We start from the raw sequence: 21,606 nt of genomic DNA on the forward strand, positions 1-21,606 counted from the left end.
TTGATTTGTCGAAACTTTGTTCAGTTTTCAAAGGTCTACTTAATTGCTTAACGCAACCTTTATATAATACCATGTTTAACAACAACTGTCAAACACTTTTTTATTTATTATTGGTTGCTTTCACTTTTTCTGAAACAAGCAACGAAATTAAATATACTCTTAATTTCATCACTCGTCAATCTTTTTATTACTAAAAAACACAATTTAATTACTTTTTCTTTTTTCTCGTCATTGCTCTCTTTAAAACTTGGAAAAAAGTTAGCGATTTTACTATTTTGTTGGCATCAACATATTTTCTGATCGCACGTAAAACTTTCTTGGGATCTTTGGAGGAAAAAGTAAATAATCCATTTCTCTTGGTCTTTAGAGCATAGCGTGGAATCCACATTCCTTTAAATAAAACCGATACCACAACAACATCTACTTCTTCCCATGGAATTTGAATGAAGTTTTTTACATTGCGACTATCATAAAATTCAAATCCCTTATCACCTATCATTATTTTGCCGTAGTCTGTCATTCCCATATGAGAATTTCCCTTAATAACCAGATCCACTGTCGTATTAATCGATTTAACCATTTTTTCTTCTCCTTCTTAAATTACGTACTTTAAGCAATTATATAGCTTTGCCATTGAACACGTAAAGCATTCTATTTCTATATTTTTCAATCCAATCAAAGACTCACTTATTATAGTAAGAAAAGGACCAGATCAAAAATTTCATTTTGACCTAGTCCCTCCTTAATTACATGTAAATGTATTCCATAAGTCAGAATTTCTTGCCTAATTCAAGTTAGGTCTCAAATTTTACTGACTTATCTTATACATTTTTTATTCATTTTTAGTTCTACATTACACCTAAAACATGCATTACTACCCCAAATACAAAGAGGCCAAGTATGATAACAATTGGAGAAACGTTCTTCTTTAATAGCCACATACATAAGAATGTAATAAGCAAGGCTGCTAGCCCTGGAATCAATTGATTTAAGTTATCTTGTAAAGTAGTGACCTTGTATTCTGTTAGAGAAAGACCCGAACTCTGCTGAATTAAAGCCTCCTTAATTCCTGCTGCTCCTGAAGGTAATTTACTCCAGTCAATATATGCACCTGCACTTTGTTTGATACTTGAAACCTTAACTGGACTAAAGTCAACGTTAACCCATCTCTCTATAAGTGCCGCTAATATGAACATACCTAAGATTGAAGCACCTTTGGTAATATCTTGTAAAATTCCACCAGATAAATCTTCTGTAATTTTTGAACCAGCCCTATATCCTAGTTCTTGTGTATACCACATAAAGCCCATTCTAATTGCATTCCAAACGACAAAATAAAGAATTGGTCCAATAATACTTCCACTTATAGCGAGTGATGCGGCCAATGCACCGACAATTGGTTTAACTGTATACCAGAACACTGGATCACCTACACCAGCTAATGGTCCCATCATACCAACTTTTACACCTTGAATTGTAACATCGTCAATTGGTGCACCGTTAGCTTTTTCTTCTTCAAGCGCTAATGTTACCCCAATAATTGGTGAAGCTACATATGGATGAGTATTAAAAAATTCCAAATGACGAGTTAGCGCTTCTGAACGTTCTTCTTTAGTCTTGTATAATCTTTTTAGTGCTGGTATTAAAGTGAAAGCCCAACCACCATTTTGCATTCTTTCATAATTCCACGAACCTTGAAGGAATGTTGAGCGCCACCAAACACTAATACGATCCTTTTTACTTAATTTAATTTGATTAACCATTATTTTTCCCTCCTTCTCTAATATTTATCTATCAGGTCGCCGACTGGATCACCTGTATTTGAACTTCCACCATCGCCGTTACTATTGCCGCCTTTTTTCGAAAGAGTCAAGTAAATCAACGCTATTGAAATACCAATAGCACCAAGTCCGATAAGTGTAATTTCACTAATAGCTGCAAAAACAAATCCAAGGATGAAGAATGGCCAAACTTCGCGACTAGCCATCATGTTTATAACCATTGCATAACCAACGGCAACAACCATTCCACCACCAATAGATAAACCATCTGTCAACCAACTTGGCATTGAGCTTAATAATGACTTAACTGGGCCCGCACCTAAAGCTAAAATTAGAGCTGCTGGAATTGCAATACGTAATCCCTGCAAACAGATAGCGACAATTTGCCAAAATTCGATTTTCCTAAAACTACCTTCTTTAGCAGCACCATCCATAAGGTGAACAATACCTGTTGCTAACGTACGAGTAATAATAGTGAGAAGAAGACCTGCAACTGCCAGAGGGATCGCTATAGCAATAGCTGATGAAACCCCTGCACGTCCTTGACCACCTAAAACTAAAATAATTGCTGATGCAATCGATGCGAGAGCTGCATCAGGTGCAACTGCAGCACCAATATTTGACCAACCCAATGCGATCATTTGTAAACTTCCGCCTAAAATAACACATGGTAATAATTGCCCTGTTACTAAACCTACCAATGTACAAGCAATAACTGGTTGATGAAAATGAAATTCATCCAAAATGCCTTCCATGCCGGCTAAAAACGCCACTAAGACAACCAAAATGATTTGAATCATACTCAGGTTCATAATTTATCCTCCATTTCTTTTGACTAATGCTTTTCCTTCAACATTTCTTGTGCCTTTTTAAGAATGTTATCCATATTTTCTCTGCCATCACTTGGAACTTTACGTACATCAAAGGAAATTCCTGCATCTTCCAATTCCTTATATGCATCAATATCGCTCTGATCAAACGCCAGAACCTTATTAGGCTGTACTTTCCCAGCAGAATGTGCCATTGAGCCAATATTTAGTGTTTTAATAGGCACTCCACCTTTAATTGCCTTTAATGCATCTTGTGGATTTTCAAAAAGCAGCAAAGCTCTTTGTCCTCCAAAATGCTTATCATCTTTTGCTAATTTAATCATCTGCTCAATTGGCACCACATGTGCTTTGACACCTGCTGGAGCTGCTTGTGTGATCATCTTTGTGCGTAAATCATCTCTAGCTACATTGTCAGAAACAACAATAATTCGGGTTGGGTTAACCGTCTTGCTCCAAGCCGTTGCAACCTGTCCATGCAATAAACGTGAATCAATTCGTGCAAGAACATATTCAAATTTGCCTGGGCGACCACTAGTGTTAGTTCCTGCAGCTGTTGCAGTCTTCACTTCTTTAGGTTGCAATTTCTCTGGCTTAACCTTCACACCGTCTTTTGCTGTCTCTATAATGTGTGTCGCAATTTCCTGGGCAGATTCCATTGATAATCTTGATGCATAAGCTTCAATTACCATTGGAAGATTCATCCCAGCAACAATCGCCCATTTGTCTTTATGTTGCTCTAACAAATTGTTGGCTTGATTAAATGGTGTTCCACCCCATAGGTCAATCAAGAAGAGAACTTCATCTTGATTATCAAAAGAAGAAATAGCTTCTTCCATTTTGGTTCTTACATCATCTGGGCCTTCATTAGGCATTAAGGTTACAGCCTTAACATTTTCTTGTTCGCCAAAAATCATCGAACCAGACTGGAAAATGCCTTCTGCAAACCCGCCGTGGCTCGCAAGAATAATTCCTACCATGTTTAATACCTCCTAATATTTTTTCTTTTGCATCTTATGCAAAAGTTGATAAAACCTACTATATAACTCCACTATATTAAGTAATAAATCCATCAAACCAATTTTTTTTCTGAGAGTGCATGCCACAAATCCTTTGAACTATCGCCCGATACTTTACGAACATCCAGCTTAATTCCCTTCTTGTGAATCCAAGAAAAAGCTGCCACATCCACATCATTCACTGCAATCGCATCACTAACCATTACCTTTGTTTTATCAAAACTAATTGCACCAATATTGACAGTATCAACTGCAACACCACCTGCAATCAATCTCTTAGCATCTAAAGGTTCTTCTACTAGAATCATCACCTTTAGCAAACTAAAACGAATATCGTGGTAAATGCCGATCATCTTAGCAACTGTAATGACGTTGACGTTTATTCCCGGCGGACTGGCTTGTATCAATAAAGTTCTTCTAATTCTGTCTCTTGCAACTTTGTCAGAAACCACTAAAATACGATTAACCTTTGTTACCTTTGCCCAATTAGTAGTTACTTGACCGTGAAGCAATCGGCTATCAATTCGTAAAAGACGAACATCCATAGGCACTGCTTATCACCTCATAGCAAATGAAATTGTCACTTAATATAGTTTGTAGTCATCTTGTAAGCGATACCTACACCCTATGTATTAGCAACTTTCATGCCAAGTTTTGTGTATTATCGAATTTTCCTTCCATTAAGGGCTTTCTTTATAAAAAAACAAATAATGACACACTAAAATTTAGTGTGTCATTATTTGTGTATCAATTTTTCTGGAATTCTGTATTAAAAAGTTGCATTATATAATAAATTTCATTCCCACCTAATTTGATGTTCAAGGCTTCTTGAAGTATCTCATTGGCCTGTTGTACTGTACTATACAATGAGTCCTTCTTCATCAACTCAAGTTCATCAGCAGGAACTGCCATTTCAGAATTCGTTAAAACCCTCTCAATTGCTCCGGCCAAATGCATAATCAAACTGATTTTAAAGGCATTTGTAAGTTTTTTTTGAACCCTTCTATCGAGAAAGTCACAGTATTTCCACAGTATTCCCGTAATTTTCTTAGGATTTATAAATGTAAAATACTGCTCTAAATATTTCTGGGCAATCTCTTCTGTAAGAACATCAGAATACTCAAAATCCTCGCTTTGATCTATTTCTAATTCCATACCCTCAATCAAGCTGATTAAACTCTCTCCACCATCTTGTAATAACTTTTCTAGCGGAATAAAGGGAACCGACACATTGGGATCAACTATTCCAGTTGCAGCCACTATTCGCTGATTCTTCTTTATCTTTTGTACTTCTTGTTTCATCTGTACTACCGAAATCGGGATGACTTTTAGGTCATTAATTAAATTATCAATGAGGATTTTGTCCAATAACTCCTTAATTTTTTTTGCTGTTCCTTCACCCGTAGAACAAACTGCAATAATAACTTTCTGTCGTCCATCATCGTTTGGTAGTGTACCTTTCTCCTTTTTTTCTGTAACCTTTTCTGTGGTACGTGAGTATCCTGCAAATTCACGCAATTCACGGTACACCGTCAATAGATCACTGTCGATTAACGCCGTCTTACGAGCAGCTTCTAGGATCATCGCAGTTGTAACCATGTCAATCGTTCGAACCTCTATCCGCGTTTTCTCCGTCAACTTGCTGCTAAAGGTACTTAAAGATCCCATATCTACTAAAAGCAGTACCCCATTGCCTTGATTTATTTTCTTCACTTGGACAGCAATTCCGTCCAGTGCAACTTTTGGACTCATTTCTAGCGGCATATCAAAGGAAGTTATATTATCAACTGATAATAATTGCGTAACTACCTGAGCCATTGATGAAGCAGTACTTTTACCATGTGCCGCAACTACAATACCAACCTTTCCCGCCTTTGGTTCTGCTTTTAGTGATGCAAGCAAAATTGCCATATAATACACTTCTGACTCAGGAATAGGAAATTGGTAAGAGTCTTCTATTATGCCTTTGACCTTCTGTGCGACTTCTAATTCATCCGGATAATCATGTACCATGGACGTCAAATCCTTTGATATTTGTCTAAGCGGCTTGCCAGACTGGATTCTCTTCACAAAAGAACTGATATGTAGGCTCATTGCATATATGAAATTAGCGCGTGCAGGATAAGCCTCTTCTTCAACCAAAAATTTTTGAATTCTCTTTGTTAAATCAATTATATCCTGATCGACAATTTCATTTAATTTATTCTCCGCCTTGTCAAGTTTTCCTCTACTATAAAATGATTTCAAATGTAAATTGATATCCGTCATAATAAAATTGTTTATTGATGATTTGTCTAATCCTTCATCCTTTAAAAGAGCCGCTTTATCACCAATAATTTCATATAGATTATATGGCAATTCATAACTATCAACTTCGGTATATTTCTTTTGGGCATCAGGTTTAATGATCATCTTTGTATCTAATAATTTCGTTATCTCACCTAGTTCATGCCTATTATTTGCCAAGTGGGACAACCCATCCTTGATATTTGGCGGTAATTGTTCGAATTGTAAACTAATTTCATTTTTATCTTGCATGCTGTTCAAAAAGCCCTGTGCACACACAAGTTGAACATTTGATTTAAGTTGCCCAACATTTCCATATGTGACACTCCCAATTAACGCCTGTACTACATCTTCATTTAGACATATATTCTTCTGAATTCGATTTGCTTCGAGAGTCAGCAGCTGTTCCAGCAACTGAATCTTTTCGTGTGCAGTTTTTTGCTGAAAAGCAGGTAATTGAATAATAATGGGGATTCTTCTTACAAATGTTTGAAGCAGCGAACTCTCTGGATTCTCAGTTGTAGCACAAACTAATCTGATATCAGCATGATGTACCTTCGCGGTTTCGCCAAGTCTACTATATATACCATGATCCATGAAATAAAAAATCATTTCTTGCCCCTCAGGAGGCAAACGGTGAACTTCATCCAGAAACAGCATTCCACCATCAGCTTGCTGAATCAAACCGTCCTTATCCTCATTAGCTCCTGTAAAAGCACCTTTAACATATCCAAACAGATGAGACATTAACAATTGTGGGTTATGAGCATAATCTGCACAATTGAATGTAATAAACTGTTTTTTCGTTAAAATATCGGAATCGACCGCAAAATGATACATAGTATTAGCAAAATAAGTTTTACCTGAACCAGTTGGGCCAATAATCAATGTATTTAATCCATGTGGCGGATAGAGCAAAGCCGCTTTAGCCTGTTCAACTTGATTCTTTAAACTGTCTTGGTGTCCAACCATGCTTTCAAAAGTGTTTCCTTTTCTCCTTGAAAAAGGAGTGAAAACTTTCTTAGGTTCAATGCTTTTATCTGCAGCAAAACCTATTTTTGTACTTTCAATCTTTTTTTCTTCAATCGGATCAAGTTTTATCCCAGTTGTGTTCAACCAATATCTTACTGGTCTGCCACTTTGTTTATTCACAAGACCTTCGCGTACAAGTTGATTTAACTCCTTACTGACATTCGATCTAAGGATACCTAGTCCTTCCGCCACCTCACTGGTTGTAACAGCCTCAATCATCCCAGTGCCATGACTCGCTAAATAATCAATAATTTTTTCGCGCCGTGTCATACTTGTAACCCCTTTCGCATTGTGTATCAAGAGTGTATCACTCATTTGAATTAGTTTCAAATTTTGACACTCAAATGTAAAACACAATCTTTCTTACACAATATTCAGTAGCTAGTTTTACTCACAAACAGCTTCATATAATTAGCTTGAAGTTGTGGTAAAGTACGCTGCATAAAAAAGGAGATTACTGAAAATTTAAAAACATTTTCGGTAATCTCCTTCATTTTTGAAACATATTAGGTTCTTCTATTCCTTGCTAGCGTCACACTGAAAAAATAATTTCTGCTTTGGTTACTTCACTACTTCACATATGCATCCTTGAAGTTAAAGTTAACACCAGCTGAATTGTAAATAACACCCTTAACCTTAGATCTAACCAAAGTTGCCTGTGCCTGTTGATACAATGGTGAAACACCTTGCTCCTTCATAAGAATTTCTGAAGCTTGTACCATATCACTCCAACGTTTTGCTGTTGAACCCGCATCCCTATTCTTGGAAGCAGAAATTAATGAATCATATTCGGAATTACTCCACTTACCATTGTTATATGAATTATCAGACGTAAATAAATCTACAAAACTAATTGGATCTGAGAAATCAGCTCCCCAACCTGAAAGAACTACATCAAATTGGCCATTCTGGGATTTACTTAAACGTGTCTTGAAAGGTACATTATTCACAGAAACTTTAATTCCTGATAAAGTTTCTTCAAGTTGGCTCTGAATATAAGCTGAAACATCCTTTGCAGCATCTGTATCATCAGCTAACAGAGTAAATTGCACACTGTTTGTTCCTAATTCTTTAAGACCTTCTGCCCAAAGTTTCTTTGCCTCTGCCTTGTCACTCTTAACTCCGTCATAAGTCTTAGCATCCTCTGTAAAATCTTTGCCGTTATATGTTGCAAGTCCCTTAGATACAATACCAGGAGCAACAACAGATCCATCACCAAGAACTTTCTTGACTAATTGTTTACGGTTGATTGCCAAGGAAATAGCCTGACGAATCTTTTTATTTTGGAAAACCTTTTGTGTTTGATTAAATTCAAGGTAATTGATTCTTGCCCCACTACGAACGGTAAATTCTTTTGAATTTGACAATTGCTTTGCCTGTTCAGAGCCTAAAAGTGTCTCATCAAGTTTCCCGCTCTGATACAAATTATAACCAGTTGTTGTACTCTTAGTAACCTTAAAATTGATTGCTGATAATTTTACATCCTTCTTATCCCAATAGTTGCTGTTCTTCTTAAGTGTCCAGCTAAGGTTAGAACCTGTCCAGCCAGTCATCTTAAAGGGACCACTGTAAACCATATACTTGGAAGCTGTTCCGTATTTGCTGCCGTATTTCTCAACCGCACTCTTGTTTTGTGGGAAGAATGAAGGGAAACCCATTAAAAGTTTGAAGTAAGGTACCTTCTTTTCAAGTGTAACTACCAACTTATAATTACCTTCAGCTTTTATTCCAAGTGTATTAACTGCTTTCTTGCCTGCAGCAATATCATCAGCATTTTTAATGCCGCTAAACAGGTACGCATATTCTGAAGCTGTCTTTGGATTAACAGTTCTTTGCCATGAATAAACAAAATCTTTGGCTGTCAATTTATCACCATTACTCCACTTCGCATCCTTACGCAGAGTAAATGTATAGGTCATCCCATCATTAGAAATTTTTGTAGACTTTGCAATTCCTGGCTCGATCTTACTATTTTTACCTAGACGATATAAACCTTCGTTTGTGTTGTTCAACATATCAAAACTAATTGTATCTGTTGCCTTTGAAATATCCATTGAAGGCAGCTCCGACGGCTCACTCCAATTGATAACTTGTTTTGAACTAGATGAACTGCTATTACCACAAGCTACCAAAATTAACGAGCAAGCGGTAATTGCCACCCCTAAACTAAACCTTTTTTGTATCTTCATAAAAGCATCCCCTTTTTTCCACAAAAAATTCAACATGTTAGCATGAAATCAATTTTAAATTAAAATATCATTAAAAGCAATAATTTAAAAAAAGTTTATTTAATCGTTTTCGCAACAAATAAAAAATGGCGCCCACCTTCCGCAGTGGACGCCTCACCGTATAATAGAATCTTAAGCTTACCAGTTAATCAAAAAAAAGTCAATATCATAAAGAGAACTTCAGTTCGCTTTTGTTGTTTTTTTTTATAAAAGGACTTAAAATATAGTTGAAAAATAAAGAAAGGAAGTTTTAGAAATGAGTAACGAATTAACTAACAGAATCAATAACTGGATGGGACAAGACGATTTCTTCAGCAATTTGGGACATTCATTTTTTGAAGGAGCAAAATCTTTTAATCAGGCTCTTAAGACCGATATCAAAGAAACAGATGATGCATACGATGTTAAGGTTGATGTCCCAGGGATAAACAAGGACGACATTTCTCTATCTTATGACAATGGAATTCTTTCAATTAGCGCAAAGAGGGACTCCTTTGAAGATGAAAGCGATAAGGATGGAAACATCATCACCAGTGAACGCAGTTATGGCAGCTACTCAAGACAGTATCGTCTTCCTAACATTATTAAAGATCAAATTTCTGCAAAATACACTGATGGAGTATTGGAAATTACACTTCCAAAGTCAAAAAATGCTTCCTCATCTGAAAATCAAATTAAAATTGACTAATCATTTTATCACGAGTTTCTTTTAGAATAATATAGAAGGAGCTGGATCAAAAGCTATATTTTGACCCAGCTCCTTCTATTTATTACGTAAGTTAAAATTACCCATCCAATCTCGAATTAATACTCAGTCTTTATTGACTAATGTTACACTCCTTTTTTATTTGTCTAATTTTTCTAAAAACAACAACTTTAATTTGTGAGATACTGACTTTTATTTCATTGTTGTGCAGAAAAAATCATCTTTTATCACTAGATTCTTTTTTGCCACTGACATATAGTTCGTAAAATTATAAATAATCATCTTACAAAACATATTATTGTATGATATAATCTCAATAAGCATATTATTAAGTTAATAAAACACAATATAGTTCGCGTTTAACGGAGGAGAATTTATTTTGAAGACAAATAGATATATTGTTGCTTTGGCAGGTATTATGTTACACCTAATGATAGGTTCAGTTTATGCTTGGAGCGTTTTTACGGGCCCAATTGCTAAGCAGACCGGTTGGACTGAATCTTCTGTTGCAGGAGCTTTCAGCATTGCAATCTTTTTTCTAGGAATGTCTGCTGCTTTTATGGGTAGGATTGTTGAAGCAGCTGGTCCAAGATTAACTGGTACAATTTCTAGTATCTTATACAGTCTTGGAATAATTTTAACGGGTTACTCGATTCACATTCATTCACTTGTTCTTTTATACATTGCATACGGTGTTATTGGCGGACTGGGTCTTGGTTCTGGGTACGTTACACCAGTATCAACCATTATTAAATGGTTCCCCGATAAACGTGGCCTAGCAACAGGACTTGCAATCATGGGATTCGGCTTTGCCGCAATGCTTACAGGACCAGTTGCTCAGAATCTAATGTCCACAGTTGGACTTGAAAGAACGTTCTATATTCTTGGCACATTCTATTTTATTGTAATGATTATTTCTGCACAATTCATTCGCAGACCTGATTCTTCGAATGAGGAAGTAACCCTTGAGAAAAAAGGGGTCCGAATTACAGTTGGGCCAGAACTTACTGCTAATCAAGCAGTTAAAACAAAATCATTTTCTCTCCTTTGGCTTATGTTCTTTATCAACATCACATGCGGCATTGGGCTTGTATCCGCAGCGTCTCCAATGGCACAGGAAATGACTGGTATGTCAGCTGCCACTGCTGCTGTCATGGTAGGAATAGTCGGCCTGTTCAATGGTTTTGGTCGACTCGTTTGGGCCACTCTCTCTGATTTCATTGGCAGACCTATCACTTTCAGTGCTATTTTCATCGTGAACGTTGTAATGCTTTCAGTTATTCTTGCCTTCAGTAACCCGCTAATATTTGTAATTGCACTGTGTTTAGTATTGTCATGTTACGGAGCTGGTTTTTCTGTAATTCCTGCATATCTAGGAGATGTATTCGGTACAAAGGAACTTGGAGCTATTCATGGATATATTTTAACTGCTTGGGCAGCTGCCGGAATAGTTGGACCACTACTCTTATCCTTCACACACCAAGTCCTTCATAGTTATTCCGTTACATTAATTGTTTTCATTGTAATTGATCTTCTTGCCTTAATATCCTCATTTTGGATTCAACGAGGATTTATTAAACTCGGAAAATTAACAGATAAGTAACAATGTGCAACCATAATTACGGAACTTTATCCATTTTATAGTTCCGTATTTTTTTGTCAAAAAATCCTTTAGTTTTACTACCAATTTTTATCTGCTAATATGTAGGCATAGATTATCAATCTTGTCTTTTAATAAAGTGAGGTTATAAAAATGTATTTATTTGCTATTGGCATCTGTATTGGCATTTTCTTACCTATGCAGACTGCGATCAACTCGCGCTTGCGTGTCTCCGTAGTTTCCCCTTTCATCGCTTCAACAATCTCCTTTAGTGTTGGTACCATTTTCTTAGCAATTCTCGTGATCATCACTCATGGTGTACTGTTTCCAAGTACTACCCTCATCTCAAACCAACCATTGTGGATTTGGTTAGGGGGAATTCTTGGAATCATATTCTTAACTGGTAATATTTTTCTTTTCCCACATATTGGCGGAGTTCAAACAGTCATCATGCCGATATTAGGACAAATACTCGCAAGCATGTTAATTGATAATTTTGGATTATTCTATTCATCCCATCATCCATTGACATTTCTTCGCCTTTGCGGAGCAATTTTAGTTTTTGTAGGAGTAATCGTAGCAGTTGCGTTGCCCAGTATTCTCCATCGTGATAAACTTGCTGCAAAAGCAAAAGAATCATCTCTCTTATTGTTTTGTTGGCGCCTTTTTGGAATTATCACCGGTTCTTTCAGTGCTATCCAGACTGCGATTAATGGTCATCTAGGTGTTATACTTAATTCATCCATCAATGCAGCCTTCTTTTCTTTTCTGGTTGGTACGATCTTCTTATGGCTAATTGTGTTGATTAAGGATCGTAAAAATCTCAAAAATCTAAAGAGTCCGCAAATTATTTGGTGGAACTGGACGGGCGGTTTGCTTGGCGCTATCTTCGTAACAGGTAATTCTTTTTTAGTGCCACATCTCGGAACAGGAATCGTAACTGTGATTGTGTTGATTGGAATGATTATCGGGAGCCTTTTGGTCGATCATTTTGGCTTGTTTCTCTCACCAAAGCACCCTGTCCAATTCACACAAATCATTGGGATCGTTGTTATGGTAATTGGTGTTGGTATTATCAAATTGTTGTAGAAATTCGTATCATATGGAAAGGATGACAAAATTGAAAATTGGGTTTATTGGAACTGGCGTAATGGGTGCTGCAATTGCAGGCCATTTAATAAAGGCTGGTCACAAACTAACTGTCTATAATCGTACAAAAAGTAAAACCGACAAATTAGTCGCTGCTGGTGCAACTTGGGCCGATACTCCGACTGAGGTTGCCAAAACAAGTGATGTTGTCTTTACAATGGTAGGCTTCCCAACCGATGTCGAAGAAGTTTATTTCGGTGGCAAGGGTATCTTCAAAGGCTTAAAAGCAGGAAGTATTACAGTTGATATGACGACAAGTCGTCCAAGTTTAGCAGTCAAAATTGCAGACTATGCAAAAAAACATGATTTCCATGCTGTTGATGCGCCCGTTTCTGGTGGTGATGTTGGCGCTCAAAACGCAACATTAACCATAATGGTTGGTGGAGAAGAAGAAACATATAACGAACTCCTCCCCCTCTTCAAAGTTATCGGTAAGGCAACTAATTTCTTTGGAGCTGCGGGATCTGGCCAACACGCTAAAATGGCAAATCAGATAATGATTGCTGGTACAATGACAGGTTTGACAGAAATGCTTCTTTATGCGCAGCATGCTGGACTTGATGAACAAAAAGTCCTTGAGACGCTTTCTGCCGGAGGTGCAAATAACTGGAGCATGACTAATTATGTCCCACGCATTCTAAAAAATGACTTCACACCTGGATTCTTTGCTAGACATTTTCTTAAAGATTTGCGCATTGCTCTAGAAGAAGCCGATAAAATGGGGCTTGATCTTAAAGCCACTGCTGAGGCTAAACGACTTTATGAAGTAATGGTTGATGTCAAAGGCCTTGGAAATCAGGGAACTCAGGGCTTAATCAATATCTATAAATAATAATCACTACAAAAAGTCAGTATCCATACAATGATATATCTGTACAGAATTATAATTTTTACCAATTCTATATCTAGATTTTTTGTTTCTTGTCAGTGACAGTTGCTGGAAAGTTTAAAAAAGAAATCAACTCAAAAACGAGTTGGTTTCTTTTTTATTTGAACAGTAATTAAATTCTGCCAAATTTATGTAAAAAAATGCGCTCAATTTAGTAACTAACTTTTTCAACTTGCTTGATCTTACACTTGATCCCTTATAGAAATAGGAATCTATTAAAAATAGTATTCACTGTTCTGTCTTTGATCAAGTGCATAACTGACCCTACCAGCTAATATGAATTAGCCTTCATAATTTTGAAACCTTCTTTCAAAATATGCTAGGTCATAAACCCTTCCATTTTTTTCAAAAGCCCTTTTTTCTAAAGTAAAAAAGGACATCCCATTTTTAAGCATCACTTTCTTTGAAGCAACATTATCCGGTACACATCCCCCAATTACTTTGTTTAATGAAAAACTCTTAAAACCAAATTCTATTAATGTCTTGACGGTTTCGCTAGCAAAGCCATGCCCCCAGTACTCTTCTGCAATTGTGTATGACAACTCACCAGTTGTCCCCTTGATCGCGAATTGACAATTACCAATTAGCTTATTACTTTTCAAGAAGATACCCCAAAAATTGCCTGCTTGATTATGCCTTTCAATAAAAGCTTGCGCCTCTTCAATACTTTTGAAATTGTCATGCTTGGTATACACAAATAAATTTGGGTTTTTAAATATTTGATATTCTTCTTGTGCTAACTCAATTGGGATAACAGCTAGTTTAATTCTATTGCCATTAATTTCATTCATCTGAATTCCCACTTTCTAAAACTCACAGGGATGTTAGATCAAAAGTTAAGTTTTACCAACTTATGTCGCCCCCATGAAATACAGATAATTACTACTACTCTTCATCATCCTTTTTCATTATAAAAGTCAATAATATCTGATTAAATTTCTCTGGTACCTCCATGTGTACTAGATGGCCCGCATGTTTTACAACTGATACATCAGCATCTTTAGCGATATCTGCACAAAAGGTTGCGTAATTGCTTGACCATAATGGCGAACATTCCCCTGCAATAAATAACTGGGGCTTTTTGATTGTAGAAATAATATCACGCCAATCTTGTTCCATATGATTAACCAACAACGGTTGATTAAGCTCATAATCGAATGGATATTGCTCACGTTGTTCTTTCAATTCTTCTACAAATTCAGGATTCAAAGCAATCGCATTCAGATGTTTTTTACCTAGCAGGGATATATTTACCCAAAAATTATTCCAGTAAATATCCTTACTTCCATATTTCCAATAATCATCGTTAATTAGTTTTGGCGATTGATCAACAGTTATAATCTGCTCAATTTTGTCCTCACCAAATAATGAAACATATGCCCAAATGGTGCTGGCCCCCATTGAGTGACCAACAAGAATTACTTTTTCCAATCCCAAGTATTCTATCAATTCTGAAATATCCGCAGCTAAACGGTAAATACGCAAATTTTTGCTAGTTCTCATTGATTCCCCATGATTGCGCCAATCTATTGTCAGCACATGATAATTATTCGCTAATAATACCTTTTTTTGATACTTCCATTCCTCTTTGATTCCTGAATACCCTGATAACAATAAGACGGATCGTCCACTTCCTTCGGAGGTATACGTCAGCAAGACATTATCACTAGTTTTAAACTGCATTAAATAATCCCCTCAATTCTGCCTGCAAAAATCGTCAAAATCAACAGATCTGCCGATCCCCCTAAACTCAGGTTCCTTCTTTTAAAAACCTCATCTAATTCATTCAAAAATTGTATTCCAGTGACAGTTTGGCTCCCACCTAACTCGAAAAATCTCGCAGACCATGATTTCATCTCACCTAGAATTGTTAAACTTTGTGCCCTCTTAATCAAATTAGAATCACTCGCATGTCCTGCAATATACATCAGCGTATTAAGCAGCCGTTCATTAATATTGCCCTTTGTACTCTTCAAGAATGGCAATGCTAAATCAAACACAGCTGGATATCCAGCAGCAGCCTCACCTCTGATTCCCATGGTCTTGTATTTCAAGAATTGGAATTCTCCCGCGCTTAGCTTATCTTTAGGTTTCTTAGAAACTTCCTTAAAATCATTTTGCAATAAATTGATCAGCATTGCTTTAATCGTTGCTGTCAAAGTAGATTGGCTATACACCCCGTTTTTCTGCAAGTATGCAGTGGCACACACAAATATTCCTAATGAGAAAATTGCACCTTTGTGGGTATTTACTCCATTTGTAGCATGAAACATTTTCCTTTCAGCCTCAACACCAACCCGACGTAACTGATTAAACATCTCGGGTAACGAATTACCAGCAAATTCAAAGCCTATCTCCTGAGCAAGATGAAAATATGACCGTAATGACTGAGCACTTTCGATAAAGGTAAAGACATCCATGTCTTTATGTGCCCCATTACTAGCAGGATCGACAAGACCTGGCTTGGGATTCGTAACGACTTCATATAATAAGGCTGTAACTGCAATTTCTGCTAAATCTTCAGTTCTTCCCAGATTATTAGATTTCTGATTGTCTTCATCAATCAGTTTTTGAATTGCCCGATATATTTCATTGAGAGTGTGCCTTTGTTCTTTTGCACAAAATTTTGCATTGCGTCCACATACAAGGCACCTGCGCGCCTCAAAACCCAGTTGAGTTCTTGACAGCTGATATTCATCACCATTTTGTGACATCACATCGGCATCAAACAATCTTCCAAATAAGAAGCTGCTTTCAAATAGAATCGTTAACTGCTTAATTTGGTTTATTTTACCGGTAACTACCAGCATCCCTTCCGGTCCCGTTTGCTTATCTAGAAAGAGTCTTAGAAAAAGAATCTCATGACTAGCTGCCCGAAGCTGTTCTAATAGCTCTTTCCAACCATCAAGAAACATCTTCTTCAAATATATGCTTGTTTTTATAGGACCAGGGATATTTAACTTGACCCCAATTACTATCTCATTTGGAAATTGCATTTCTAAGCTTTCCTGATAATTTTGCCTCCATTCCCTTGTCTCAAGAACTGCATTCAACCCTATTTCCTGCCCACCGGCTAGAAAATCCATCCTGATCCCTCCAAAAATAACTTTACACATGTAACACTTATATATGTATTAAAAAGAGCTGCAACACTCTTATAATTGTTGCAACCCTAGTATATCAAATAGCTCTGATTAAAGAATCAGTCCTTTATTGACTCTGGATAAACGTATTTTCCCCAAGTCAAAATTCTCAGTTATAGCTAATCTTTGACTTCCTTGATCACATCGATCAGTGAACCATCACGATATTCGATCAAAGCGACCACACGATCAGTGAATTCTAATGGCTTTGGTGTCCCAACCTTTTCTTGTGCCATTTTCTGTAATTCTTCGATCGTGTATACAGGAACACCTGGAATCTTACTTAAACTTGCAATTAAGTCTTTCCGTTTTGGATTTATTGCAATTCCGACTTCAGTAACTAATACATCAATCGAATCTCCCGGAGTAACAACCGTAGTAACATCTGGAACTACAGTGGCAATTCGACCGCGGACCAGTGGTGCAGAAATAATTGTCAATTTGGCAGTCGCGGCGTCCTGATGTCCCCCAATTGCACCACGGATCACACCATCTGAACCGGTCATTACGTTAACATTGAATTTAGTATCGATCTCAAGAGCCGACAAGATTACCACATCTAAAGCGTCGACCATAGCACCTTTGTTAGCAGGATCTGCATACCATGAAGCATCAATTTCTTGTTGATTCTTATTTTGATGCATTGATTCCGCAGCACCCTTATCAAAATCCTGCACATCCATTACCCGATCAACAAGACCTTCTTCGAGTAAGTCAACCGTTGGCTTTGTAATCCCGCCAAGGGCAAATGAAGCCTTAATCTGATTATCAATCATTGACTGACGCAAGAAACGTGTCACAGCTAATGCAGCACCGCCCGAACCTGTTTGGAATGAAAAACCATCCTTGAAATATTCAGAATGAGTAATTACATCATTAACAGTTTTGGCAATCTTCAATTCTTTTGGATCCTTAGTAAATCGAGTTGCTCCAGAACCGATTTTATCTGGATTACCAACTGCATCGACTTTAACAACATAATCAACCTGTGTTTGTTTGATTGAAGCAGGAGTATTTGGATAAGGTCTGATATTATCAGTTACCAAAACAACCGTTTCAGCGTATTGTGCATCCATTAAGGCATATCCTAAAGACCCGAATGCAGTCTCTCCGTCCATTCCATTTGCATTACCCATCGCATCAGAATTAGGAACACCTAGGAATGCAACATCAATCCTTATTTCACCCGTTTCAATTGCACGTGCACGATTGCCATGAGACCTGAAAATAACAGGATTTTTTAGTGCACCATGTGATACAGCATCTCCAAGGGAACCACGCATGCCAGAAGATGTAATGTTAGTAACAACACCCTTTTCAATAGCTTCAACGACAATATCATTCATTACATTAGTCAACGATGATGGTGCCAGAGTTAAGTCCTTAAAACCATGATCAATGATAATACGCATTACTTTATCGAATACATAGTCGCCTTCTCTGAAATGATGATGGAAAGAAATTGTCATTCCGTTCTTAACTGTTTTCAGTACGACATCTTCAAGCGAGTCAACGACTTTTTCACTCCCAGTCGTTGCACGCAGCTTTGGTGCTACTTTCTGGATTACAGGAGTTCCAAAATCATCCGTTGTATATGCTTGGTAATTTTTTTCTTTTAAGATTTCGTCTGGTATTTCACGGTTTATACTATTTTTCAATATAGTTTCCCTCCTCATCAACAAGATTTGCGGCAGCTGCGAGGCGCATAACACGTTCTGCACGCAACACAACTGGTCGGTCAACCATTTGACCATTCATCGAAATAACACCAGATCCCCTGCGTTTGGCTTCTTCAATTGCTGCAATTACGCCTTGTGCATTCAAAATCTCTTTCTTAGTTGGCTCATATACTTTATTAACCATCTCAATCTGACGAGGGTTGACTAATGACTTACCATCAAAACCAAGTTGGTGGATCAACTCTGTTTCACGGTAGAATCCTTCTTCATCATCCATGTTTGTAAAGACAGTATCAAATGCTGCAATACCTGCTGCACGCGCAGCATGTAAGATAACATTGCGAGCATATAATAATTCTTGTCCATCCGAATAACGATGTGTCTTCATATCGGTTGTATAATCTTCAGCCGATAAAGCAATTCCGATCATCCTATCCGAAGAAGTAGCAATCTCATAGGCATTAATTACACCCTTTGCAGATTCAATTGCTGCCATCAAATTTGTTGTCCCAACTTCAATGCCAAATTCTTTTTCAGCTTCAGCGACTAATTTTTCAAGCTTTTTCATCATGTCTGCAGATTCGACTTTTGGCAACCGAATAACGTCAACACCGGCCTTAACCATTGCCTTAATGTCATTCTTATAATATGGTGTATCTAATCCGTTTATTCTAACAACAAGCTCAGAATCACCATAATCAATTGTTCTCAATGCCTCATAAACAAGATAACGTGCAGCATCTTTTTCTGTTATTGACACAGCATCTTCCAAGTCGAACATAATTGAGTCAGCTCCAAAGATTCCAGCATCCTTAACCATCGCAGGATTGTTGCCTGGTACAAACATCATTGTCCGACGCAAACGTTCTTTTTGGTCTTTCATTATTTGAGCACCTCCCATTTGGGTGCATCAACAATATCTAAAGCACGTTGAACTGCAGCAATTGCACGGGCTTTGATAACAAGATCTAAGGCGCCTTTATCGACTACCTTTATTTTTGCATTTTTCACATCATACATCTTCAAAACTTTTGTAATTGTTTCCTTGATTTGATCACCAAATTGTTTAGCAACATCTGATTCAAGATCAAACTCAAAACCGTTTGATCCTGCACTCAACATAATCTGTACGTCCGAAGATTCCAATGTTCCCGCAATTGCGGTTTTCTTAATTTCCATCAATCCTCTGTCCTTTCTTTATGCGTAACTGCAATCTATCTAAGTTTGCCGTAATATAGGCAACTGTCGTGCTTGGAATATACTTCAAACACTTATTAACATCACCTTCTGCAATTGCTTCTCTAACCTTTGTAGCTGACACCACTTCCTTATCAACTTCTAGTCGATCAACGATCACGACATCAATTTCAGCTCCCAATTCTTTTTGCAATGCTTCATTATATAAATCCGTAGTATGTGAAAGTGGCTCATTTCCTAAGTAACGGCTGGTAATGCCCAACGGTTTAATAATCTGCGTCCTAAAAATTCTAGCATCCAGCAGTGTTTGATATTTAATAATTTTATCCGTATTCTTAATGAAATAAGCAGGGAAACTAACAAAGCTAACCATATAGTCACCGCCATTAATAACAGCAACATTCTCCAAATCAGCGGTCCCCTCTTTAACCAATTCTAATCTTTCTGCCGTTTTAAAGAGTGAAGCATCTTGTTTAACTACAAACACATACACATAATCATTTTCTTTTGCCGCTTTTTCAACTAAGTATCTATGCCCATTGGTAAATGGATTCGCATTCATCACAATGCTCGCAATTTTGTTTCCGGCATCAAATCGTGGAATCTCATCAAGATAGTCATCTACATTAGGTGTGCCCTTTTCAAGAATTACACCAAACTCAGTTGCGGCCAAGGCTTTGAAACCTATATACTCAAAACTTGTTTGATATCTTGGCTTAGTAAATACGAAATAATGAAATTTGTTCAATTGAGCCAGTCGACTCTCTATTTCTGAAATTATTTTATTGAATCTTGCACCTTTATTGTGTGCTCCAATATCACAGACCGCTACATATTTAATGACATTATTAGCAATGGACCCTGTTGCGACTAACCTGTCTTGCTCGTCAAAAAGCCCGATCGTTTGTTCAATTAATTTCGTTTCGCTTTCTGCAAAGTTCTTGATTCCACGTTTCTTTAAAAATGCCATCCACTCTTGCTTGGCACTTTTATTAGACAAATAAATATCTTGAATCCTCTCAGTCATTTCAAACCTCACTCTTTTTTACAAAGCACTTTGTAAAATCATAACTATTGGAACAACTATTACGAATAAAACCGATGAAGAAACAACCACATTTGTAGCAAATTTTACATCACCATGATATTCATTAGCCATAATTGGTAAAACAGCCAGTGTTGGGGTAGCCGATTGAATAATCAATGTCTTTTGGAAGATTGATGTCAATTCAAACCCCAATGCATGTGCACCAACCAAAATTACGATTGTCATAACGATTGGGGAAATAACGAATCTTCCAATCAAAGTTAAGGAGATATGCCGGTCGAATTTCATATTCTTCAATCCGAATTGCTGTAACATAATTCCAATATAAATCAGCGATAATGGTGTTACAAGGGCTCCCATATTAGGAACAAATGTATTACTTAAAAATGTCAGGTTCATATAGAAATGTTTCAACGGTTCAATATAGATAAATGGCAATGCAACAATAAAGCCATACAAAGGAACCGGTAATAAGTGAGATAAATCAAACTTTACATTGTCATTTCTGCCCTTAACAGTTGGATCATCATTAGCGATAACCCATACACCGACTGTCCATATAACTATGGTATTCACAATGTAGTATACAAGTAAGTATGGAATAGCACTTGTTCCAAATAAAGCATTGTTCAAGGGCATACCAATAAATACGGTATTTGCACCCGTAAATGCTTGGATCATCAGTCCCCTTTTACCTCTTGGAACGCGAAATACTCTTGTTAAGAGAAATGCTATTACGTAGTCAATTGCAACCGCAATGATCACATAAATAAGTCCTGCACCTAATCTACTCAAAACAGTTGGGTTGAAGTTTTCTAGCATTGAGTTGAAAATCGCCAGTGGTAAAGCAATTTTCATAATTAGTTTTGATAATGAATTAGAAAAATCTTTACCGAAAAATCCAACCTTTTGTGCAAAATAACCAACAGCGATCATTAAAACAATAGCCAAAACGCTTTGTATCGAAGTGAAAAAAACGCTCATGTTCTACACCTTCTTTTAAATTTAGGTGTGGTAGAATT

At 37.0% G+C, this 21,606-nt stretch carries 19 protein-coding genes; 4 read left to right on the plus strand and 15 right to left on the minus strand.

What is annotated here, in order from left to right:
* Positions 1 to 208 precede the first annotated feature (208 nt).
* The 7 genes from IV36_RS01990 to IV36_RS02020 form a co-directional block, all read right to left on the minus strand.
* Positions 209 to 580, minus strand: a complete 372-nt coding sequence (locus IV36_RS01990; RefSeq protein ID WP_056990545.1) for a DUF956 family protein — start codon at positions 578 to 580, stop codon at positions 209 to 211.
* A 268-nt stretch (positions 581 to 848) separates the two neighbouring features.
* The gene (locus tag IV36_RS01995; RefSeq protein WP_056990546.1) at positions 849 to 1,763 is read right to left on the minus strand and encodes a PTS system mannose/fructose/sorbose family transporter subunit IID; all 915 of its coding nucleotides are present in this window, start codon (positions 1,761 to 1,763) and stop codon (positions 849 to 851) included.
* A 17-nt stretch (positions 1,764 to 1,780) separates the two neighbouring features.
* Positions 1,781 to 2,593, minus strand: a complete 813-nt coding sequence (locus IV36_RS02000; protein WP_056990547.1) for a PTS mannose/fructose/sorbose transporter subunit IIC — start codon at positions 2,591 to 2,593, stop codon at positions 1,781 to 1,783.
* Between the two features lie 23 nt (positions 2,594 to 2,616).
* Positions 2,617 to 3,588, minus strand: a complete 972-nt coding sequence (locus IV36_RS02005) for a mannose/fructose/sorbose PTS transporter subunit IIA (protein WP_056990548.1) — start codon at positions 3,586 to 3,588, stop codon at positions 2,617 to 2,619.
* Between the two features lie 92 nt (positions 3,589 to 3,680).
* Positions 3,681 to 4,172 carry a PTS sugar transporter subunit IIB gene (locus tag IV36_RS02010; protein WP_056990665.1) on the minus strand — a complete coding sequence of 164 codons (492 nt, stop codon included), beginning with the start codon at positions 4,170 to 4,172 and terminating at the stop codon, positions 3,681 to 3,683.
* A gap of 202 nt (positions 4,173 to 4,374) precedes the next feature.
* Positions 4,375 to 7,215 carry a sigma-54-dependent transcriptional regulator gene (locus IV36_RS02015; protein ID WP_056990549.1) on the minus strand — a complete coding sequence of 947 codons (2,841 nt, stop codon included), beginning with the start codon at positions 7,213 to 7,215 and terminating at the stop codon, positions 4,375 to 4,377.
* 299 nt (positions 7,216 to 7,514) lie between these two features.
* Positions 7,515 to 9,134, minus strand: a complete 1,620-nt coding sequence (locus IV36_RS02020; protein WP_056990550.1) for a peptide ABC transporter substrate-binding protein — start codon at positions 9,132 to 9,134, stop codon at positions 7,515 to 7,517.
* A gap of 295 nt (positions 9,135 to 9,429) precedes the next feature.
* Between IV36_RS02020 and IV36_RS02025 the strand changes: the two genes are divergently transcribed.
* From IV36_RS02025 to IV36_RS02040, 4 genes are all read left to right on the plus strand, one after another.
* Positions 9,430 to 9,861 carry an Hsp20/alpha crystallin family protein gene (locus tag IV36_RS02025; RefSeq protein WP_056990551.1) on the plus strand — a complete coding sequence of 144 codons (432 nt, stop codon included), beginning with the start codon at positions 9,430 to 9,432 and terminating at the stop codon, positions 9,859 to 9,861.
* Positions 9,862 to 10,258: 397 nt separating this feature from the next.
* Complete coding sequence (locus IV36_RS02030) at positions 10,259 to 11,482, plus strand: L-lactate MFS transporter (protein WP_056990552.1); 1,224 nt, start codon at positions 10,259 to 10,261, stop codon at positions 11,480 to 11,482.
* A 150-nt stretch (positions 11,483 to 11,632) separates the two neighbouring features.
* On the plus strand, positions 11,633 to 12,568 hold the full coding sequence (locus IV36_RS02035) for a DMT family transporter (RefSeq protein WP_056990553.1): 936 nt from the start codon (positions 11,633 to 11,635) through the stop codon (positions 12,566 to 12,568).
* A 13-nt stretch (positions 12,569 to 12,581) separates the two neighbouring features.
* Positions 12,582 to 13,460: an NAD(P)-dependent oxidoreductase gene (locus IV36_RS02040; protein ID WP_056990554.1), complete on the plus strand. Its 879-nt coding sequence runs from the start codon at positions 12,582 to 12,584 to the stop codon at positions 13,458 to 13,460.
* Between the two features lie 338 nt (positions 13,461 to 13,798).
* Here the strand turns inward: IV36_RS02040 and IV36_RS02045 are convergent, their stop codons facing one another.
* The 8 genes from IV36_RS02045 to IV36_RS02080 all read right to left on the minus strand — a co-directional run bounded on the left by IV36_RS02045 (position 13,799) and on the right by IV36_RS02080 (position 21,568).
* Positions 13,799 to 14,308: a GNAT family N-acetyltransferase gene (locus tag IV36_RS02045; protein WP_156648620.1), complete on the minus strand. Its 510-nt coding sequence runs from the start codon at positions 14,306 to 14,308 to the stop codon at positions 13,799 to 13,801.
* A gap of 94 nt (positions 14,309 to 14,402) precedes the next feature.
* Positions 14,403 to 15,200, minus strand: a complete 798-nt coding sequence (locus IV36_RS02050; protein WP_056990555.1) for an alpha/beta fold hydrolase — start codon at positions 15,198 to 15,200, stop codon at positions 14,403 to 14,405.
* A complete protein-coding gene (gene citG / locus IV36_RS02055) occupies positions 15,200 to 16,603 on the minus strand; it encodes a triphosphoribosyl-dephospho-CoA synthase CitG (RefSeq protein WP_056990556.1) in 1,404 nt (467 codons plus the stop codon). The genes IV36_RS02050 and citG overlap by 1 nt, the downstream gene beginning before the upstream one ends.
* Positions 16,604 to 16,779: 176 nt before the next feature.
* Positions 16,780 to 18,318, minus strand: coding sequence for a citrate lyase subunit alpha (citF, locus tag IV36_RS02060; protein WP_056990557.1), 1,539 nt, complete (start codon positions 18,316 to 18,318; stop codon positions 16,780 to 16,782).
* Entirely contained in the window at positions 18,308 to 19,222 is a 915-nt protein-coding gene (gene citE, locus IV36_RS02065; RefSeq protein ID WP_056990558.1) for a citrate (pro-3S)-lyase subunit beta, read from the minus strand. Before citE ends, citF begins: the two co-directional genes overlap by 11 nt.
* Entirely contained in the window at positions 19,222 to 19,518 is a 297-nt protein-coding gene (gene citD / locus IV36_RS02070) for a citrate lyase acyl carrier protein (RefSeq protein ID WP_056990559.1), read from the minus strand. The genes citE and citD overlap by 1 nt, the downstream gene beginning before the upstream one ends.
* A complete protein-coding gene (citC, locus tag IV36_RS02075) occupies positions 19,508 to 20,563 on the minus strand; it encodes a [citrate (pro-3S)-lyase] ligase (RefSeq protein WP_056990560.1) in 1,056 nt (351 codons plus the stop codon). The genes citD and citC overlap by 11 nt, the downstream gene beginning before the upstream one ends.
* An 18-nt stretch (positions 20,564 to 20,581) precedes the next feature.
* On the minus strand, positions 20,582 to 21,568 hold the full coding sequence (locus IV36_RS02080; protein WP_056990561.1) for an AEC family transporter: 987 nt from the start codon (positions 21,566 to 21,568) through the stop codon (positions 20,582 to 20,584).
* Between the last annotated feature and the right edge of the window lie 38 nt (positions 21,569 to 21,606).

The sequence above is a fragment of the Liquorilactobacillus mali genome, from assembly GCF_001437155.1.
Taxonomy (GTDB): domain Bacteria; phylum Bacillota; class Bacilli; order Lactobacillales; family Lactobacillaceae; genus Liquorilactobacillus; species Liquorilactobacillus mali_A.

Excerpts from the sequence above, each read along its gene's own strand:
- IV36_RS01990 (WP_056990545.1), bottom strand. The coding sequence starts at position 580 with ATGGTTAAATCGATTAATACGACAGTGGATCTGGTTATTAAGGGAAAT.
- IV36_RS01995 (WP_056990546.1), bottom strand. The coding sequence starts at position 1,763 with ATGGTTAATCAAATTAAATTAAGTAAAAAGGATCGTATTAGTGTTTGG.
- IV36_RS02000 (WP_056990547.1), bottom strand. The coding sequence starts at position 2,593 with ATGAACCTGAGTATGATTCAAATCATTTTGGTTGTCTTAGTGGCGTTT.
- IV36_RS02005 (WP_056990548.1), bottom strand. The coding sequence starts at position 3,588 with ATGGTAGGAATTATTCTTGCGAGCCACGGCGGGTTTGCAGAAGGCATT.
- IV36_RS02010 (WP_056990665.1), bottom strand. The coding sequence starts at position 4,172 with ATGGATGTTCGTCTTTTACGAATTGATAGCCGATTGCTTCACGGTCAA.
- IV36_RS02015 (WP_056990549.1), bottom strand. The coding sequence starts at position 7,215 with ATGACACGGCGCGAAAAAATTATTGATTATTTAGCGAGTCATGGCACT.
- IV36_RS02020 (WP_056990550.1), bottom strand. The coding sequence starts at position 9,134 with ATGAAGATACAAAAAAGGTTTAGTTTAGGGGTGGCAATTACCGCTTGC.
- IV36_RS02025 (WP_056990551.1), top strand. The coding sequence starts at position 9,430 with ATGAGTAACGAATTAACTAACAGAATCAATAACTGGATGGGACAAGAC.
- IV36_RS02035 (WP_056990553.1), top strand. The coding sequence starts at position 11,633 with ATGTATTTATTTGCTATTGGCATCTGTATTGGCATTTTCTTACCTATG.
- IV36_RS02040 (WP_056990554.1), top strand. The coding sequence starts at position 12,582 with ATGGAAAGGATGACAAAATTGAAAATTGGGTTTATTGGAACTGGCGTA.
- IV36_RS02045 (WP_156648620.1), bottom strand. The coding sequence starts at position 14,308 with ATGAATGAAATTAATGGCAATAGAATTAAACTAGCTGTTATCCCAATT.
- IV36_RS02050 (WP_056990555.1), bottom strand. The coding sequence starts at position 15,200 with ATGCAGTTTAAAACTAGTGATAATGTCTTGCTGACGTATACCTCCGAA.
- citG (WP_056990556.1), bottom strand. The coding sequence starts at position 16,603 with ATGGATTTTCTAGCCGGTGGGCAGGAAATAGGGTTGAATGCAGTTCTT.
- citE (WP_056990558.1), bottom strand. The coding sequence starts at position 19,222 with ATGAAAGACCAAAAAGAACGTTTGCGTCGGACAATGATGTTTGTACCA.
- citD (WP_056990559.1), bottom strand. The coding sequence starts at position 19,518 with ATGGAAATTAAGAAAACCGCAATTGCGGGAACATTGGAATCTTCGGAC.
- citC (WP_056990560.1), bottom strand. The coding sequence starts at position 20,563 with ATGACTGAGAGGATTCAAGATATTTATTTGTCTAATAAAAGTGCCAAG.
- IV36_RS02080 (WP_056990561.1), bottom strand. The coding sequence starts at position 21,568 with ATGAGCGTTTTTTTCACTTCGATACAAAGCGTTTTGGCTATTGTTTTA.